The sequence below is a fragment of the Methylobacterium endophyticum genome (assembly GCF_050591105.1).
In the GTDB taxonomy this organism is placed as follows: domain Bacteria; phylum Pseudomonadota; class Alphaproteobacteria; order Rhizobiales; family Beijerinckiaceae; genus Methylobacterium.
The window spans coordinates 1-17397 of sequence record NZ_JBNHES010000011.1 but is presented as its reverse complement, the minus strand read 5'-3'; the positions used below and the strand labels follow the sequence as shown (position 1 = coordinate 17397).

16 protein-coding genes are annotated in these 17397 nt (G+C 71.4%); 4 read left to right on the top strand and 12 right to left on the bottom strand.

Annotated elements, in window-relative coordinates; translation table 11 throughout:
• Nucleotides 1–4: 4 nt before the first annotated feature.
• Complete coding sequence (otsB, locus tag ACP56T_RS13450; protein WP_430912636.1) at nucleotides 5–760, bottom strand: trehalose-phosphatase; 756 nt, start codon at nucleotides 758–760, stop codon at nucleotides 5–7.
• Nucleotides 761–974: 214 nt separating this feature from the next.
• On the opposite strand from otsB, the gene ACP56T_RS13445 reads away from it, so the two are divergent.
• The gene (locus ACP56T_RS13445) at nucleotides 975–2210 is read left to right on the top strand and encodes a serine hydrolase domain-containing protein (RefSeq protein WP_430912634.1); all 1236 of its coding nucleotides are present in this window, start codon (nucleotides 975–977) and stop codon (nucleotides 2208–2210) included.
• Nucleotides 2211–2228: 18 nt separating this feature from the next.
• Here ACP56T_RS13445 and ACP56T_RS13440 read toward each other — a convergent pair whose 3' ends face one another.
• The 8 genes from ACP56T_RS13440 to ACP56T_RS13405 form a co-directional block, all read right to left on the bottom strand.
• Nucleotides 2229–2669: a GFA family protein gene (locus tag ACP56T_RS13440; RefSeq protein WP_430912633.1), complete on the bottom strand. Its 441-nt coding sequence runs from the start codon at nucleotides 2667–2669 to the stop codon at nucleotides 2229–2231.
• Between the two features lie 33 nt (nucleotides 2670–2702).
• Nucleotides 2703–3368: a DUF2147 domain-containing protein gene (locus tag ACP56T_RS13435; protein WP_430912632.1), complete on the bottom strand. Its 666-nt coding sequence runs from the start codon at nucleotides 3366–3368 to the stop codon at nucleotides 2703–2705.
• Between the two features lie 223 nt (nucleotides 3369–3591).
• The gene (locus ACP56T_RS13430; RefSeq protein WP_430912631.1) at nucleotides 3592–3801 is read right to left on the bottom strand and encodes a hypothetical protein; all 210 of its coding nucleotides are present in this window, start codon (nucleotides 3799–3801) and stop codon (nucleotides 3592–3594) included.
• 225 nt (nucleotides 3802–4026) lie between these two features.
• Complete coding sequence (locus ACP56T_RS13425) at nucleotides 4027–4647, bottom strand: DUF938 domain-containing protein (RefSeq protein ID WP_430912629.1); 621 nt, start codon at nucleotides 4645–4647, stop codon at nucleotides 4027–4029.
• Nucleotides 4648–4673: 26 nt separating this feature from the next.
• The gene (locus ACP56T_RS13420; RefSeq protein ID WP_430912627.1) at nucleotides 4674–5972 is read right to left on the bottom strand and encodes an MFS transporter; all 1299 of its coding nucleotides are present in this window, start codon (nucleotides 5970–5972) and stop codon (nucleotides 4674–4676) included.
• Nucleotides 5973–5997: 25 nt separating this feature from the next.
• Nucleotides 5998–6390, bottom strand: a complete 393-nt coding sequence (locus ACP56T_RS13415) for a tautomerase family protein (protein WP_430912626.1) — start codon at nucleotides 6388–6390, stop codon at nucleotides 5998–6000.
• A gap of 40 nt (nucleotides 6391–6430) precedes the next feature.
• The gene (locus ACP56T_RS13410; protein ID WP_430912625.1) at nucleotides 6431–6847 is read right to left on the bottom strand and encodes a MarR family winged helix-turn-helix transcriptional regulator; all 417 of its coding nucleotides are present in this window, start codon (nucleotides 6845–6847) and stop codon (nucleotides 6431–6433) included.
• An 87-nt stretch (nucleotides 6848–6934) separates the two neighbouring features.
• Nucleotides 6935–7858, bottom strand: a complete 924-nt coding sequence (locus ACP56T_RS13405; RefSeq protein WP_430912623.1) for a LysR substrate-binding domain-containing protein — start codon at nucleotides 7856–7858, stop codon at nucleotides 6935–6937.
• A 98-nt stretch (nucleotides 7859–7956) separates the two neighbouring features.
• Here ACP56T_RS13405 and ACP56T_RS13400 point away from each other — a divergent pair, with 98 nt between their 5' ends.
• Together ACP56T_RS13400 and ACP56T_RS13395 are read left to right on the top strand one after the other, a co-directional pair.
• Nucleotides 7957–8832 (top strand): pirin family protein, encoded by an 876-nt coding sequence (locus tag ACP56T_RS13400; protein ID WP_430912621.1) that lies wholly within the window; start codon nucleotides 7957–7959, stop codon nucleotides 8830–8832.
• A gap of 70 nt (nucleotides 8833–8902) precedes the next feature.
• Nucleotides 8903–9523, top strand: coding sequence for a glutathione S-transferase family protein (locus tag ACP56T_RS13395; protein ID WP_430912620.1), 621 nt, complete (start codon nucleotides 8903–8905; stop codon nucleotides 9521–9523).
• 288 nt (nucleotides 9524–9811) lie between these two features.
• Here the strand turns inward: ACP56T_RS13395 and ACP56T_RS13390 are convergent, their stop codons facing one another.
• The 3 genes from ACP56T_RS13390 to ACP56T_RS13380 form a co-directional block, all read right to left on the bottom strand.
• On the bottom strand, nucleotides 9812–11797 hold the full coding sequence (locus tag ACP56T_RS13390) for a TniQ family protein (protein ID WP_144767101.1): 1986 nt from the start codon (nucleotides 11795–11797) through the stop codon (nucleotides 9812–9814).
• 619 nt (nucleotides 11798–12416) lie between these two features.
• Nucleotides 12417–14246, bottom strand: a complete 1830-nt coding sequence (locus ACP56T_RS13385; protein ID WP_144767100.1) for a helix-turn-helix domain-containing protein — start codon at nucleotides 14244–14246, stop codon at nucleotides 12417–12419.
• Nucleotides 14243–15376 carry a TniB family NTP-binding protein gene (locus ACP56T_RS13380; protein WP_430912619.1) on the bottom strand — a complete coding sequence of 378 codons (1134 nt, stop codon included), beginning with the start codon at nucleotides 15374–15376 and terminating at the stop codon, nucleotides 14243–14245. Before ACP56T_RS13380 ends, ACP56T_RS13385 begins: the two co-directional genes overlap by 4 nt.
• A 267-nt stretch (nucleotides 15377–15643) precedes the next feature.
• Here ACP56T_RS13380 and ACP56T_RS13375 point away from each other — a divergent pair, with 267 nt between their 5' ends.
• Complete coding sequence (locus ACP56T_RS13375) at nucleotides 15644–17200, top strand: ISL3 family transposase (RefSeq protein ID WP_430912729.1); 1557 nt, start codon at nucleotides 15644–15646, stop codon at nucleotides 17198–17200.
• The last annotated feature ends 197 nt before the right edge of the window (nucleotides 17201–17397 follow it).

Below are 17397 nucleotides of genomic sequence, written 5' to 3'. Positions count from 1 at the left end.
CGGATCAGGCGGGCTGGAGGACGTCGGGATCGATGGGGGACCCCTCGGCCCAGCGCTCTAGCAGGGCCCGTACCGCGGCCGGGTCCGCAAGGCGGCGCGCCGCCACCGTTTCCCCGGAGCCGACGCGGATGCTGACCCCGCCATCGGCGTTCACGGTCTCGAAGGCCCACTCGTCGGTGCGGTCGTCGCCGAGGAAGACGGGGCGGCGCCCGGCATAGGGCGCTTCCCGCAGGAAGGCGCGGATGGCGTGGCCCTTGGTGGCGCTCGCCGGCACGATCTCGCCCACCGCCTTGCCGAGCTGGAGCCGGTACGCGCCGGCGAGCTCCGCCGCGACGGCCTCGACGGCGCCCTGCGCCCGCTCCGCGTCCGCCGGGGTGGCGAGCCGCCAGTGCACGGCGACCGAGGCGCCCTTGTCCTCGACCAGCACCGCATCGAGCCCGCCGACCATCTCGTGCAGGCGGGCGATGCGGGCGCGCAGCTCCGGGTGATCCTCGGCGCCCCCGCCCGAGACGGCGCCGTCGAGGCGCCGCTCGACCCCGTGCAGCCCGGCGGTGTCGAAGCGGGCGGGCGCCAGGAACTCGTCGATGACGCCGATGGGACGGCCGGTGACGATGGCGAGCGCTCCCCCGAGCCGCGCGCGCAGCAACTCGAGGGTGGGCACGAGCCCCGGCGCGACCACCACCTGATCGGGGCGCGGCGCGATCTCCACCAGGGTGCCGTCGAAGTCGAGGAAGAGGGCGAACGCGCTCGGGTCGGTCACGCGGGGGGCTCCTGCTGGGACGGATCGCGCCGGGAGGGATCGTGTCCGCGTTGCGCTATCACGGGATCGCGCGCGGGCGAAGGCCAAGCATCGTGCGACCTGCGCCGAGCCCGTCCCGCCCAATCGCGCGCGGTCGATGGGGCCAGATAGGGGTTTGGCGCGGCGCGGCGAGCCCGCTACATCCCTCGCGACGACGCATGAGACGAGGGTTCCGATGCCGGACGCCGGAAGCGCCATGGTGGACACCGATCCCGCCGCCGTCGGCCTCTGCGCCGAGCGCCTGGAGCGCATCGACGGCTGGATGAGCCGCCTCGTGGACGAGGGCAGGCTCGCCGGCCTCTCCGTCATGGTGGCGCGGCGCGGCAGGACGGCGTTCTTCCGCGCCCACGGATCGGTGGACATGGCGCGCGGGACGCCGTTCCGGGCCGATACCCTGACGCGCATCTACTCGATGACGAAGCCGCTCACCTCGGTCGCCGTGATGATGCTCTACGAGGAGGGGCGCTTCCAGCTCGACGATCCGGTCGCGCGCTTCCTGCCGGAATTCTCCGAGATGCGGGTGCTCACGGGGGGCAACCGGGCGAAGTTCGAGAGCGAGCCCGCGCGCCGGCCGATCACCATCCGAGACCTCCTCACCCACACCTCCGGGCTGACCTACGGCTTCATGGAGGCGACCCTCGTCGACGAGCTCTACCGGCGCGAGGGCATCGACTTCCACCGCTCGGATGCCAGCCTTGCCGAGGTGGTGGGCAAGGTGGCGAGGCTGCCGCTGCTGGCCCAGCCCGGCGCCCAGTGGAACTACTCGGTGGCCACCGACGTGCTCGGGCATCTCGTTGCGGTGGTCTCCGGGCGCGACTTCGCCGAGTTCCTGCGCGAGCGGGTGATCGCGCCGCTCGGCATGGCCGATACCGATTTCTTCGTGCCCCCGGAGAAGATGCCGCGGCTGGCCGCGAACTACCGCTACGACCGCGAGCGCCGGCTGACCCTCTACGACGACAGCGTCGAGACGGCGTATGCCAAGCCGCCCGCCATCGCCTCGGGCGGCGGCGGCCTCGTCTCGACGGCGTCCGACTACATGCGCTTCTGCCGCTTCGTCCTCAACCGGGGCGAGCTCGACGGCGTGCGGCTCCTCGGCCGCAAGAGCGTCGATCTGATGCTGATGAACCACCTGCCGGGCGATCTCGCCGCCATGGGCACGCCGCGCTTCGCCGAATCCTCCTACACCGGTGTCGGCTTCGGCCTGGGCTTCTCGGTGATGCTCGACCCGGCACGCGCCCAGATCCTCGGCACGCCCGGCGAGGTCGCCTGGGGCGGCGTGGCGTCGACCGCCTTCTGGATCGACCCGGCCGAGGACATGGCCGTGGTGCTGCTGACCCAGCTCGTCCCCTCCTCCGCCCTGCCGATCCGGCGCGAGCTGCGGGTGCTGACCTACGCCGCCGTGGTCGACTGATCGGTCTCGGGCCGGGCCTCAGCCGCCGGCGAGCAGCCGGTAGGGCAGCGGCGAGCCGTGCGCATGGCGCGGCAGGCCGTCCTCGGGCAGCGCCCAGGGGATCGCCTCCGAGGTCCAGACATGCATCTCCGGCAGGATCGCGCCGGGGTCGTCGAGCGTCGCCAGGGGGATGCCGATGCGCGGCGCGTCGCGCGGCTCGAGGAAGAGCCGCGTGCCGCAGCGCGGACAGAAATGGCGCAGCAAGCGCTCGGATGAGCGCCAGCGGGCGGTGGTGCCCTGCCAGGTGAGCGCCCGGCGCTGGAACTGTGCCTGGGCCAGGAAGGGCGAGGCCATGGCCAGGCGGCAGGCGTCGCAATGGCAGATGCGCGCGCCGACGGTCGGCGCGCTCGCCTCGTAGCGGACCGCGCCGCAGAGGCAGCCGCCGCGATAGGGCGGCGGCGCGTTGCGGGGGGCGGTCATGGGCGGCCCTCCCTCAGGCGGGTGCGCCCGTCCTCACTCCGCTTCGGCCGGGGCCTTGGCGGGGGCGCCGGCGGGCTTCGGGGCGGCGGGCTTCGGCGCGCTCTTGGCGGCGGCGCTGCCCGTGGTGGCGCCCGCCCCGGCGGCGGTCTTGGGCGCCCATTCCGCATCGGCGCGCGGGCCGCCCGGCCCGTTGGTCGGGCCGCCGAGCTGGCCCGGCAGCATGTCGGTCACGCGGGTCCAGGTCTGCGAGCCGCAGAGGAAGCCGAGCATGCAGCCCTTGACCGAGAGCTCGGAAGCCTGCTCGGACCAGATCGTCACGTCGTAGGACTTGCCGTTGTCGGCGTTGTAGATCTTGCCCTCGTAGCGGCCGTCGCCGTTGAGCTTCAGGCCCATGACGAGCTGATGCCCGAGGGACGGGCGGGTCGTCTTCTTCGGATCGGGGTTGAACTTGTCGACGCGGGGCTGGCCCTGCTCGTTGAGGGGCACCTTCAGCCAGACGACGTAGCCGCAGAGGTGCTTCTCCTGCGGGCCGCATTTCTCGACGCGGATGCGGGCGCGGCCGTCCTCGGTGAGCCAGACGCCGCTCGGGTCCGCCGAGCCGGCCAGGACCGGGCCGGCGACGCCTGCCAGCGCCACGAGCGGGAGCGCCATCGCTGCGACGATGCGCGCGGCGCGGACGCCGATCCCTCGAACCATCATTGCGCACAACTCCCCTGCTTCGCCGCGCGGCGGCCACCGGGACGAAACACGCTCGTGAAACGTCCCCGACCGGGATGCGCATCCTCCGCGGATGTGTCCGGATCATGACCGCAGCGCCCCGCCCGGCGAGAATCCGGTGCGGAGGCCGCCGCGCGATCACGAACGGAAAAGGGCCGGCGCGCGAGCACCGGCCCTTCCGAGCTTCGTCCGGGTGAAGGCGGCCTTACTCGGCGGCGGTCATCTCGGCGGTGAAGTGACCGCACCAGTCCTTCGAGGCGACCACCGGCCAGAGGCCCTTCGACTCGGGAGCCGGCTGGCTCACCGGCGGGTTGAAGCGGCAAAGGCCCTGGTCTCCGGCGGCGTGGCCGCCGTTGCCCTGGTGCTCGTCGAAGAAGCGGCAGCTCTCGCAGGAGGCGCTGTGGGTACCGGCCATGGGATGTCTCCGTCGATGTGTGCGAGGGCCGCCCGAGCGGCCCGTGTGTCGTCCAGTTCTTAATTAGAATAGATCCAATGAAGCGTCAACGGCGCATCCCCCCGCGCGGTTCCGGCGGTGGTTCAGAGGCAGCGCGAGGGGCGCGCCGGGAGAGCGGGAAGGACGCGTGAAGGGGGCGCCATCGGCGCGCCGGAAAGCGGATCGGCGCTCCCGCGACGGGGGCCGTCAGCCGGCCTTGCGGAAGACGACGCCGAGATTGTTCGCCGGCATCGCCACGCGCTCCTCCAGGGCGAGCCCCCCGGCGGCGGCCGCCGCCGCCACCCAGGCGAGGTCGCGCAGGCCCCACTCGGGGTTGCGGGCGCGCAGGTCGGCGTCGAAGGCGCGGTTGCCCGGCGCGGCCTCCTGGTCCGCCTCGACGAAGGGGCCGTAGAGGAAGAGCAGGCCGCCCGGCGCCAGCACCCGGCCCGCCCCGGCGGCCAGTCCCCCGGTCGCGGCGGGCGGCGCGATGTGGATCATGTTGATCGCCACCACCGCGTCCGCCGCCGTCACGGGCCAGGACGCGGCCTGCGCGTCGAGGAGGACGGGCTCCGCGAGATTGGGAAGCCGCGCCGCCGCCCGGTGCGCGCGGATGCTGCGCAGGGCCTCCTCGTCCGGGTCGCTCGGCAGCCAGTCCAGCCCCGGCAGGTTGCGCGAGAAATGGACCGCGTGCTCGCCCGAGCCGCTGGCGATCTCCAGCACGCGGCCCCGCGCGGGCAGGATCCGGCGCAGCACCGCGAGGATCGGATCGCGGTTGCGCAGGGTCGCGGGGGCGTGCAGCGCGTCTCCCGAGGCGTCCCAGCCGAGCATGTCCGTCGCCCTCCCCGCGCGCCGAGTCAGGCGGGCCGTGGCTCGCCCGCAAGCGCCGGGGCCTGCGGATGGCGGGCGATGAACAGAGCCATCAGCGCCGCCACCAGGCAGAGCAGCCCCGCCGAGACGAAGGCCGCGAAATAATCCCCCGTGCCGGTGCGTACCGTGCCCGCCACCCAGGCGGCGGCGGCCGCGCCGATCTGGTGGGAGGCGGCGATCCAGCCGAACATCAGCGCGGCGTTCTCCTCGCCGAAGGACTTGCCGGCGAGGGTGACGGTGGGCGGCACCGTGGCGATCCAGTCGAGCCCGTAGAAGATGGCGAAGACCGGCAGCCCGTAGAAGCTGATGTCGAAGGCGTAGGGCAGGAAGATCAGCGACAGGCCGCGCAGGCCGTAATACCAGGCGAGCAGCTTGCGGCTGTCGAAGCGGTCGGTCAGCCAGCCCGAGGCGGTGGTGCCGACGAGGTCGCACAGGCCCATCAGCGCCAGCAGTCCCGCCGCCGTCACCTCCGGGATGCCGTGGTCGATGCAGGCCGGGATCAGGTGGGTGCCGACGAGCCCGTTGGTCGAGGCGCCGCAGACGAAGAACGTGCCGGCGAGCAGCCAGAAATCGCGGGAGCGCAAGCCCATGGCGAGGCCGTCGAGCGCGCGCCGGGCCGGGTTGCGACCGCCGGTCGCCGGCGGTTGCACGGCGCGCTCGCCGTAGCGGGGAAGGCCGAGGTCGGAGGGCCGGTCCCGCAACGCGAGGGCGGCGAGCGGCACCAGGGCGAGGGCCGCCCCCGCCACCGTCAGGGCGACCACGCGCCACCCCTGCGTGACGGAGAGGCTCGCCAGCAGCGGCAGGAAGACGAGTTGCCCGGTGGCGCTGCTCGCGGTCAGCAGCCCGAGCACCAGCCCGCGATGCGTCGCGAACCAGCGGCCGGCCACCGTGGCGCCGAGCACGTTGGCGATCATGCCGCTGCCCGAGCCGACCACGATGCCCCAGAGCAGGGTCATCTGCCAGGGCGCGCTCATCAGGGTGGTGGAGGCGGTGCCGGCGGCGAGGACGACGAGCGCCGCGCAGACCGAGCGGCGCAGGCCGAAGCGCTCGATGATCGCCACCGCGAAGGGACCGACCATGCCGTAGAGGAAGATGTTGAGGGCGATGCCGACGCTGATCGTCGCCGCCGACCAGCCGAACTCCCGCTCCCACGGCACGATCAGGACGCTCGGCGTCGCCCGGATGCCGGCGCCGACCAGCAGCACCACGAAGGTGACGGCGACCACGATCCAGGCATAGTGCAGGCGCCCGGCGAGAGACGGGCCGAAGGCGGTTCGGATCGGCATGGGCGGGTCCTCGGCGTCGCGTCGGTTACGAATCGGCCGGCGCGTATTGCGCCTCGCCGTTGCCGAAGGACCAGTTCTCCTTGGCCACCTCGGCGAGGCTGACGAACACGTCCTCGCGGCGCAGGCCGAGGCGCTCGTGCAGTCCGTCCGCGACCTGCCGGTAGAAGGCGCGCTTCTGCTCCAGGCTGCGGCCTGTGTTCAGGGTGAGCTGGATGAACACGCAGTCCGGCGTGCGGCGGATGCCGAGATAGCCCTCGTCCGCCACGAGTTCCCCCGGCGGATGCTCGGTGATGATCTGGAAGCGGTCGTCCTTCGGCGCGCCCAGGGCCGAGACGATGGCCTCGTAGACCACCTCTCCGATGGTGCTGCGATAGGCTGCGGGCTTGCCTGCGGCGAGGTCGATTCGGGCGAGCGGCATGGCGTCTCCTGGCGGGTCTCTCTCTCGGAACGGGCGGTCGTCAGGCGTTGCGGGCGGCGCCGAGGCGGTCGGCGAGGCGGATGACGGCCTCCGCCTGCGGGTCGGCGGCGAACCGGCGCTGCGCCGCGATCCAGAAGGGCGCTGCGGCGTCGATGGCTGCCACGCCCGCATCCGTGAGGTGGACGACGCGCTCGCGCTGGTCCTTCTCGCCCACGGCGATGCGCACCAGGCCGCGCCGCTCCAGCGGATCGAGATTGCGGCCCATGGTGGAGCGGTCGAGGGCGGCCTCCGCCGCGAGCCGCGTCACCGCGACGGGCCCGATCCGGTCCAGGGTGCGCAGGATGGCGAACTGGGTGATGCGCAGGCCCGCCGGCCGCAGCGCCTCGTCGTAGGAGGCGGTGACGGCGCGGGTGATGCGCCGCAGCGTCGTGCACGTACAGGGGGATTCGGAGGCCATGGTTGCGGGTATATGCCCTTGTCCGGCCGTGCCGCAACGCGCGCCGGGCGCATGGAGAATCGCGCCGGCATGCAACGGCCGGCGGCGTCAGGACGGGTCGGACCGCGTGCCGGGGTCGAGGAGCCTGTATTCCGCGACGATGTGCTCGATGAAGGCGCGGGTCGCCGGGAGCAGCCCGCGCCGGGTCGGGAAGACCATGTGGATCCGGCCCGCGCCGGGCGCCCAGTCGGGCAGCACGTCGATCAGGCGGCCCCCGGCGATGTCCTCGTCCGCCACCATCGACGGGAGCTGCACGATCCCCACCCCGTTGCGGGCGGCGCGCAGCAGCGAGATCATGTCCTCGGTCACGAGGCGGGGCCTGTGACGGACGACGGCCCTCGCCCCGTCCTTCCCCTCCAGCTCCCAGACATGATCGCTCGCGCCCATGCTCCAGGCGAGGCTGGGCAGGCGCGAGAGGTCGGCCGGCGTGAACGCGCCCTCATGCGCGGCAAGCAGCGACGGGGCCGCGACCAGCCGCTGCGGGCTGGCCCCGAGCTCCCGCATGACGAGGCCGCTGTCCTCCAGGGGCGGGAAGCGGACGCGGAAGGCCACGTCGAAGCCCTCGGCGATCACGTCCACGCGCCGGTTGGTGCTCTCCAACTGCATCTCGACGTCCGGGCACCCGGACATGAAGCGGACGATCATCTCGCCGACCTGGAAGAACAGCAGCGTCCCCGGGCAGCTGACCCGGACCACCCCGCGCGGCTGGGCGCGGCGCCGGTCGATGACCTCCTGGGCCGCCTCCGCCTCCACCAGCATGGCGACGCAGTGCCGATAATACTCCCGGCCGAGATCCGTGACCGCGAACTGGCGCGTCGAGCGCTGGATCAGGCGCACGCCTAGCCGCTCCTCCAGGAGGCCGATGCGGCGGCTCAGCCGCGAGCGCGGCATGTCGAGGCGCCGGGCGGCGGCGGCGAAACCGCCCTCGTCCACCGCCTGGACGAAATAATAGAGATCGTTGAGATCCTGCATGCACCATCGTCCTATCCGTGGGACGATCTAGCCCATGTATCCAGCTTCTGAAACGATTGTCTCGGGAATAGCTTGTCTCTCGAAAGGAGCGCCTTCCCATGAGACGGATCATCGGCATCTACAGCGCCCCCCGCCAGCACTGGGTCGGGGACGGATTCCCGGTTCGCACGATGCTCTCGCATCACGACCAGGGGCGGGCCATCAGCCCGTTCATCATGCTCGACTACGCGGGGCCGGCGACCTTCCCGCCGACGACCCAGCGTCGCGGCGTGGGCCAGCACCCGCACAAGGGCTTCGAGACCGTGACCGTCGTCTACGAGGGCGAGGTGGAGCATCGCGACTCCACCGGCTCCGGCGGCGTGATCGGTCCCGGCGACGTGCAGTGGATGACGGCCGCCTCCGGCATCCTGCACGAGGAGTATCACTCCCCGGCCTTCGCCGCGCGGGGCGGCCCGTTCGAGATGGCCCAGCTCTGGGTCAACCTGCCGGCCAAGGACAAGTCGGCGGCGCCGGGCTACCAGAGCCTGCTCGACGCCGACATCCCCGGCGTGGCGCTGCCCGAGGGCGCCGGGAAGGTGCGCGTGATCGCGGGCGCCTTCGGAGAGGCGAAGGGACCGGCGCGGACCTTCACGCCGATCAACATCTGGGACGTGCGGCTCTCGGCCGGCGGGTCGGTCGTGCTCGATCCGCCGGCCGGTCACACGCTCTCCATCGTGATGCTGTCCGGTGACGGCGTGATCGACGGCGGACAGGCCGTCCATGCGGCGCAGACCGTCCTGTTCGAACGCGAAGGGGGCTCCGTGACGGTGACGGCGACGCACGATGCCAAGCTGCTCGTCCTGACCGGCGAACCCATCGACGAGCCCGTCGCCGCGCAGGGGCCCTTCGTCATGAACACCGCCGCCGAGATCCGGCAGGCGATCATGGACTTCCAGGCCGGCCGCTTCGGCCGGATCGCGGCTCCGTCCGCCTGACCGAGACCCCTCCCCGGCGCCCAGCCAGGGGGCACGCCACCCAGTCCGCCTGAAACCCAGGAGATGTGCGATGATCAGGCTCTTCTACGCTCCCGGCGCGTGCTCCATGGCGCCCCATCTGGTGCTCGAATGGATCGGCGCCCCGTACGAGGCCGTGCGGGTGCGCTACGGCGCGCCGGAATTCCTGACGATCAATCCGGCCGGCGCGGTCCCCGCCCTCGATACCGGCGAGGGCTGGACCCTGACCCAGGCGGGGGCGATCCTGCATTATCTCGCCCGCCGGTTTCCCGAGGCGAAGCTCGCGCCCGTCGACGACCCGCGCGCGGAGGCCGAGGCCGACCGCTGGTCCTCGTTCTTCACGGGAGACCTCCATCCGTCCTTCTACCCGGTCTTCATGCCGGACCGGTACACGACGGCGACGGACGCGGCGGCCCTCGACGCCGTCCGGGAGGCGGGCCTGATCCTTGTGCGCAAGCGCCTGCGGCTGCTCGACGACCACCTGCGGGGCAAGGCGTTCATCCTGGGCGACCGGCGCTCGGTGATCGACGCCTATGCCTTCCCCATGCTGCGCTGGGCGAGCGCCAAGCTGCCCGAGGGCCTGTCGGACTTCGCCGAAGCCCGCCGGCATCTCGAGGCGATGTCGGCGGACGGAGCGGCCCGGAAGGTTTTGGCGGACGAGGGGCTGGCCTGATCGGCCGGCCTCCGAGGGGGGCGCGGGGACATAACCGCGCCCTCCCTCTGGGGGAAAGCGAATAAGGAATTCCCCAGCCGTTGATTCATAAGGGTTTCTTCTGGAAGATGAAAGCGATTGCAAATTAATCCGAAACCGAATGCGTGCTGAAACGGAGTGGCTTGAATGCGATAAAATGTTCAGACGGATGTTCGGCGCCTTGCTCGTGGTGACTTCGCGGCGCTAGCCGTCCCTACCGCATGAGGACGGCCCCTATGACGATGGCCGACGGCCGCGCACCACAGAAGGCTAGCCAGCGCCGTTCGTCACAGTGGGAACCGTTTGCACGCCTTGCGTGGGCAGTTTCTTCAAGAATGCCCTCAGGGCATCCGTACGCCGGTAGATGCGACCTCTCGCTCTATCCGGGTCAAAAGCCGGCTTGTACCCACGCCTGCGCATGAGGTGGTACACGGCGATAAAGTGCAGGCCGAGCATCTGTCCGATCTTGACTGCCGATATGTACCCCCTCTGAAAGGTCTCGACACTCTCGGGGGTGGCGCGACGCGAGCGGCGGTCCGAACCGGAGGTCTTCAGGACGCCCTCTCGTACCAGGAATTGAAACGTTGCGCCGCCAATCCCAAGCAGCTTGCAAACCTGATCCCGTGTTGGCGCCTGAGCGGGTCGGCGTTGCGCCATCAATCCCTCGACGTCCGACCGTTTGAGGAGGATTCGGGATAGGCCTTGGCCACGGTCGCGCAGGCCTGCCAACGGCACCGTGCGGCGCGTCAGGGCCCGGAGGAGCCGCTCAAGGCCCAGGAAGCCGTGGCCATCCGTGAACTGCGTTGCGGCGGCGGCATCGATCAGGTCGATGGTGTCCGCGGCAGCCAGGACCGGCGCAGACCCCGCTATGTCGAAGAGCAGGTACTCGATCTCCACACGGCTATACCGGTAGCTACTCTTGTCGTGAGGGTTGTCCTGCGTTGACAGGTAGCCGGCAGCCTGCAGCGTCGACACGCCGTTCAAACTGACGCCGAGCAGGTGTGCAGCCTGTGTTCGCGTGAGGGCGTCGTCGTACATCTCCTTGACCGTTGGCAGGAGCGACCGGGCGAGCTTCACCCTAGTGTGGTTGACCTTACCCGGACCGACGACGCCGAGATCGTAGAGGATTGGGTAAAGTTCGCCGGACCACGGTGTGAGCCCGCAGGTCTCGTTCGCGTAACCGAGGGTGACCCAGCGCGACGCTTCCGCCGGGCACCCGAAGATCACTGTCTTCGGGCCTGCGGGAACGTTGGCCAGGAAGTGCCGTTCGTACTCCTCGCGCAGCGGCTGCGCCCCAGGCAAGTTCCATCCATCGAGCCTGTGCCCGAACAGGCGGTAGGCCCGGCTCGACCCGTCGTCCCGGCGAGCGGAACTCCCGAGGTTGTCCTTCGCGAGCCGGAAGAGGCTGTCCAGGAAGCGCCAATAGGCCCGAGGCCAGTGACGGAGGATGCGGAAGCTGGCCATCTTCGCCGAGAGCTTGGCTTCCCGGGAAGCGCCTCGCTTCCACAGGGTGCCCTTTGTTATCTCGGGCCATGGCGCTGGGGACGCCCCGTCAGCATGGCGACCGCTTCCTGCCCGGTACCGGTTGTTCCCGACCTGCCATCCCAGGGAAAACATCAACGCCGTCGCCTGCCCGAGCGGCATCGCGTCGAGCAGCGGGACGGCGCGGTGGGGTCTGCCGAGAAGCCGTCCGAGGATGTACGCGTCCGCCCGCGCATCCAACGGATCGACCCGCTCCGGTTCGACACGGGCCAGGTCCGCGCCGCATTCGCAGAACCGCACGTCCGCCGGCAGAAGCGTGAGGTGCCGTCCGCAGGACGGACACCGGTCGACCAACCAGGCCGAGTGCCTCGGGCAGACGTCGATGGCTCGCAGGTCCCACCAGCAGCGCCGGTGACAGCAGGCATAGGGGGCGGCTGCCTCGCCGTGCAGGCTCAGGTCGTCCCGAAGGCAGGCGACGCAGACCCGGCGTTCGGCGTGCACGAACCAGTCGTTGTTGTGGAACTTCTCGCCTCGGAAGTGGCGCGCGTGCCAGTCGGGCGTCGTGGTCCAGGATCGAACGAGGCCAGGTTCGAAACCGGCCAGTTCGGCGATCAATGAGGCGGCACTTCCGCCGACCGTGTCCTGATAGGACAACCCCACGTCGCCGGCGAAGGTGCGAAGGTCCGCGCGTCGGTGCCGAAGGGCCAGCCTCGCCAACAAGCCATAGGCGGGCTCCTCCTCACGGAAGCGGACCCGGAGCGCCAGCGAAGCCAAGTCGGTTTCCTTCCAGGCAGGTCCGGCGAGGCGGCGGACGCGGCCTTCTCAGGGACGGTTCCATCCTGCAGGGCGGAGCTGAAGAACCGGTTTCGCTGGTCGGCCTCCGCTCCCGTTGACGGTCGTTTCGTCCTCATTCGCCGCGCCGGTCCTCGTCATGCCTGGGGCCTGCCCGCTCGGCAGCACGCCGCCGGGCCCTCGCGGGGATGGCAGCGACCGGGCGTCGGCATGCCTCACGACCTGCCCGGCGTCCGTCGTCCAGGCCGGCCCATCGGGCGCGCGTCGCGCAGCACCACACAGCGGACCCGACCGGTGCACATCGCGCAAGTCCGGGCGAGGCGCGACACCGACGCCCCGCTCGCCCGCGCCTGTGCAGGGAGCGGCCGCCGGAGGGCAAGCCGGCGAACCCGACGGCCCCGTTCCGGTACGGGGCCGCCGGAACGAGCAGTGGTACCGCAGCTGTGCCTAGCCGCCGCACTGGCTGGACCCGACGGCCTGCCTCCTGGCATCCCTGTCCTCCTGACGCGGTCGCGGAGCGGAAGCCTCCGGCCGGTTCGGCGTCGCCGCACCCGCCTTGCCGCATCGGGCCAGGTCTGCCCGATGCCGTCGACAGGGTACCTCACGGCCTTGCCACCGCCAGCACTTGTCGCTGGGCGTCCGCGCGGAGGTAGAAGGTCTGACGGCATGTGGGCGGCCCAGCCGCGACGGCGACCTGCCGTTCGGCCATGAGCCTGGTCGCGCGCTTCGGGGAGGTGCCGAGGAGGCGCGCCGCCTCGCTGGCCGGCATGTACCGGCGCGCGAACGCGTCGACCTCGCCGCGCCGGAGGGAGCGCCGGCCCGGTCGGACCCGGCCCAGCAGGCCCGAACGCCGAAGCGACCGCACCGCCTCGTGGTGGACGCCCAGCGCCTTGGCGGCCTCCTCCACCGTCAGGCCATCGTCCTTCCGAAGCCGGCGGAGGTCCGCGGGCCTTACCATGATCGCCGCCAGGGACAGGCGCCCGGGCGCGACGCCGGTCGCCCGGACGTCGCCCTCCCGCAACCCGGTGCAGGCGACCTCGACGGGAACGCCCGCGGAGCGGCAGGCGCCGGCCAGCATGGCCGACCCATGCGGGAGCTTACGGCGAACCGGGACGCCCTCGATCAGGGTCCTCAGGAAGCGCTCGGCGGCCGCGACCTCGAAGCGGCTGGCCGCCCCGCCTGGTCCGCTGCCCACGGGCGGCACCAGCCCGGCCCCCACGATGCGCCGAGCCTGTGCCTTGCCGACCCCCAGGATCGCGCGCAGCCCCTTCGCGTCGGCCGTCCGATCCAAGGCCTCCCGCAGGCGGGTGAGACCCACGCCGTCGATGGGGAAGGCGACGCTCCGGCGGATGCCGTCGGGCAGCATGCCTCCCCGCCCCAGGATGGCCCGGGCGCGGGCGTGCCCCATGCCGAGGGACGATGTCGCCGTCGCGAGGTCAACGAGTGGCCCGCCGAGGCCGCCGCCGAGTGCCCGTTCCCGCTCCGGGATAACGCCGTTCGCCACCGCATGCTCCCGCAGGGCGGACTTCAGCATCCTGCCGAACTCGTCGTCCGGCAGGTTGGCGATCCAGAGCTCATAGATCCACCCGTAGGACCCGATCAGGCCTGGCCGCCCTTCCCGCGCCCGTCCCTCCGCCAGGACCTGGTCCAGGGCACGCGCGAGGCCGTGCCTCCGGTCGGCGAGGAGCCCCATGCCGGCATCCCGACATGCCGCCGCCTCGCTCCCGCTCAAACGTGGCTTGCGAGCGCTCCATCGCCCTGTTGCGACGAGCCCGAGCCGTTCCAAGGCGCGAACCGCGTCCCGGTAGGTCAGGGCATCGACGAGGGAAGTCCCCGAACGGATCCCGGTGAGGCGCCCCGCGAGGTAGTGGTCTGCCGGACTCGGCCGGCAGCCGTTCGCCTCGGCGGCCGGCAGGAGCGATGCCCCGCAGGGGCACCGGTGCACGGGACCGGCCCAGCCAGGTCCGCGGCCGCAGGCCGCGCACGTCTGCGCGAGCGGGACGCCATGCACCGCGCAGCCGAAGACCGACTTGACGTCCCACCAGAACCGGTGATGGGCGAGCCGCTCCGTCGGCAGGCCCCGCCCGAGTGCGAGCCGCGCGTCGTCGGCGAGGCAATGCGGGCACCAGCGACGGTTCGTCGTGGACCAATCGCCGAGCGCGATGCGCTGCCCGCCCAGGTCGACCGTGCGCCCCGGGGCGTTGACCCGCGGCGAGCGCTGCCCGAGCGCGAGCGGGTCGAAGCCCGCCAGGCGTGCCACGGCGTCGGCGCCGCCGCCGCGCAGGACGCTGCGAAAGGACAGGCCGCAATCCGCCGCGAAGCCGGCCGCGTCGCCGGGACGTCGGTGACGCGCGGCCAGGCGCATCAGGGTGCCGTGCGCGGGCTCGCCGGGCATTTCCGGCACGCGAAGCGCGAGCGGAGCGGCGCTCACGCCGGCCTCCCGAAGGCGCTCGGTGGTGCAGCCTCCTTCGTCCTGTGCGCCGTCACCCGCGACTGGTCGGCAAGGCGATCGCCGGCCATCTTGCGCCAGAGCGCGCGGAACGCTTCGCCCTGCGCCAAGTAGGGGTTGTCGTCCGACGCGGCCTCGGGGCCGGCGTTGCGCGCCCTCCCCTCGGCCTCTCCCGTCCGCCCGGCCGGGACCTCGTCGGGGAACCCAGCGTCGAAGTCCAGCAGGACGGCGGGCTTCCGCTTGAGGACCAGGTCGGCATACGCCCCGGCCATGAGCGGCAGGTCGATCCGGGACTTGCCGTCGGCCACCGCCGTCTCAAGCGCCAGGCTGAGATGAGCCGAGATGATGCCGACATGGCCGCCCGTCGCGCAATAGATGCGGGCGGCGAAATCGAACCCGATGAGGTTGGACGGCTCGGGCAGACCGAGGTGCCGTTCGAAGAATGCAAGCATCCCGAGGTACTTCCTGCGCCCCGTGCGGTCGCTCCAATTGTAGGGATCCAGGTGCACCGGCGGCCGGAAGCGCCGACGCAGCTGCCGGAGCTTCTTGGTTTCGGGGAGGACGCCGAGGTGCGGCAGTCCTGCGAGCACGATCTGCGTCGAACACATGTTCAGCAGCTGCTTTAAGAATTCAGCTGCATCCTCCAGGTCGTCCGTATTCTTATGGTCGACGATGTGGTGCGCCTCGTCGATCATGAGCACCTCGACGCCCATCTCCTCGCAGAGCATCTTGATCTCGCTGAGGATGCGCGCGGTGTTCCATCCGTCACGCAGTCGGTACCCAGGTTCGAGGGCATCGAAGATCGCCGCGGCGAGCTGACGCGGCGTGGTCCGCTTCGGGGCCTCGACGAAGATCACCGGCCGGACGTCGCCATCCTCCGTGGCCCGCTTCGGGTTCTCTTCCGCCAGGGTCTCCAGGATGAAGCTCTTGCCGGCTCCGGGCTCCCCGAGGATCAGCAGCGCGCGCGCCTTCAGCGGCTTGACCCCCTTCGGACGCCAGCGCCGACGCAAGGTCTCGATGGCGCGCCTCCCCTTCTTGAACAGCTCGTGGGGCACCACGGCATGCTCGAAGGTCTTGACCCGCTCACTGATATCCGCGTCCGTCGGCGTCATGCCCGGCTCCATTCGTCCATGAGGGCGTCGAGGTCTTCCGTCAGGCTCTCGTGGGCGGAGCTGGCAGAGGGGGGCGGCGCCGTCGGCGCCGGGGCGGAAGGCGTATCCGGCGCCACGGGCGCAACCGCGGTGGGGACCCGCTCGGCCGCCGGAGTGTCAAAAAGCGTTGGAACGGGGTTCTTCCGCAGGTTCGGTGCTGAGCGCCTTGTGAAGCGTTGATCCCTGGGGTGGCGGAGGGAGAGCGCGATGCGGATCTCGAACCCGTTATTGCCCTCGGTTTCAGAAGGTGTGCAGGTCGACGAGCTTGCGCTGGACGCCGATGCGCTGACGATCACGGCCAGGACTACCGCAGCCCGCGCAGCCTGTCCGCATTGTGGGCGATGGTCGGCCCGGGTGCATAGCTCGTACTGGCGAACCCTGAAGGACCTGCCCTGGCAGGATCGCTCGGTCACGTGGCGGGTGAAGGTACGCCGCTTCCGCTGCAGCCATTGTCCGGGCCGCATCTTTGCCGAGCCTGTTCCCGGCCTCGCCCGTGCGAGGGCACAGCGCAGCGATCGCTTGGCCGAGGCACAGACCGATATCGGCATGGCGCTCGGCGGCGAAGCCGGCGCCCGCCTGTCGCGACGGCTTGCCATGCCGGTCAGCGGCGACACCGTCCTGCGACTGATCCGCCGTTGCAAGAGCGCAGGGTGCGCGTCCCCGCGTGTGGTCGGGATCGACGACTGGGCTTGGCGGCGGGGCCGGCGCTACGGCACGATCGTCTGCGATCTGGAACGGGGTCGCGTCCTCGATCTCCTGCCCGGCCGCGCCTGCGAGCCCGTGCGGGATTGGCTCGCTGCGCATCCCGACATCGCTGTCGTTAGCCGGGATCGAGCGGGGCCGTACGCCGAGGCTGCGCGGCTCGGCGCGCCGCAGGCGATCCAGGTCGCGGACCGCTGGCACCTTCTCGTCAACGCCTCCGAGGCGCTGCGTTCACTCGTCGAGCGGCATCAAGCAGAAATCCGGGAGGCCGCCCGCCAGGCAGCGTTCCAAGACGCTCCAGCCGCCATCGTCGCGGTCGCTCCTGCTGACCCGCCTCCGGAGCAGGATACTGGGCACGGTGGCGGCCGGCGACGACAGCGCTGCGAGGCGGGGCTACGCCTGCACGGTGAGGGCGTGGCGATCAAGACGATCGCGCGCACGCTCGGCGCCTCCCGCAACAGCGTACGACGCTGGCTACGCTTGGGGGCGTTCGTGCCCTATCGCCGGGCGCCGGCCCCGAGCCGGCTCGATGCTCATCTGCGCTTTGTCGAGGCGCGCTGGCAGGAGGGTCAGCACAACGTGGCGGGCTTGTATCGCGAGCTTCGCGCCATCGGGTTCGAGGGCGGCTACGAGATCGTCCAGCGCTGGGCGAAACGACGGCGCCGGGACCTTCCAACCCGACCGCCCTCGACCCGCATCCCGTCGACACGCCGCATCGCGCGGTGCCTGACAAGCGATCCGGCCAGCCTCCCGCCCGCGGATCGCCGCTTCATCGCAGCGCTGTGTGCTCTTGCGCCCAGGCTGCAGGCCGCGGCCGAGCAGGTACGCGGCTTCGGGGCAATCCTGCGCGCCCGCGATCCGGCCGCATTGAAGCCGTGGCTGGAGGCGGCCGCCGCGAGTGAACTCGGTGGCTTCGTCGCCGGGCTGCGGCAGGACGAGGCCGCTGTCCACGCGGCCATCGGCGAGCCGTGGAGCAACGGGGCGGTCGAGGGGCAGGTGAACCGCCTGAAGCTGATCAAGCGCTCCATGTACGGCCGCGCCGGCCTCGACCTGCTCCGGCAGCGCGTCCTTCACGCTGCGTGAGGCGGACCAGAAACCGCCCGACAAACCAGACTGAGCACCTCCCACCGTCAGCACCGAACCTGCGGAAGAGCCTGGAACGGGACCCCGGATCGGCGTGCAATGGGGACCCCTTCGCAAGCTCGGCACGGTGCGGCTGAGCTGATCCGAAGCCCAGCTTTGGCGTCGTAGGTTCTGGCCTCAGGCGCGGTTCTTGAAGC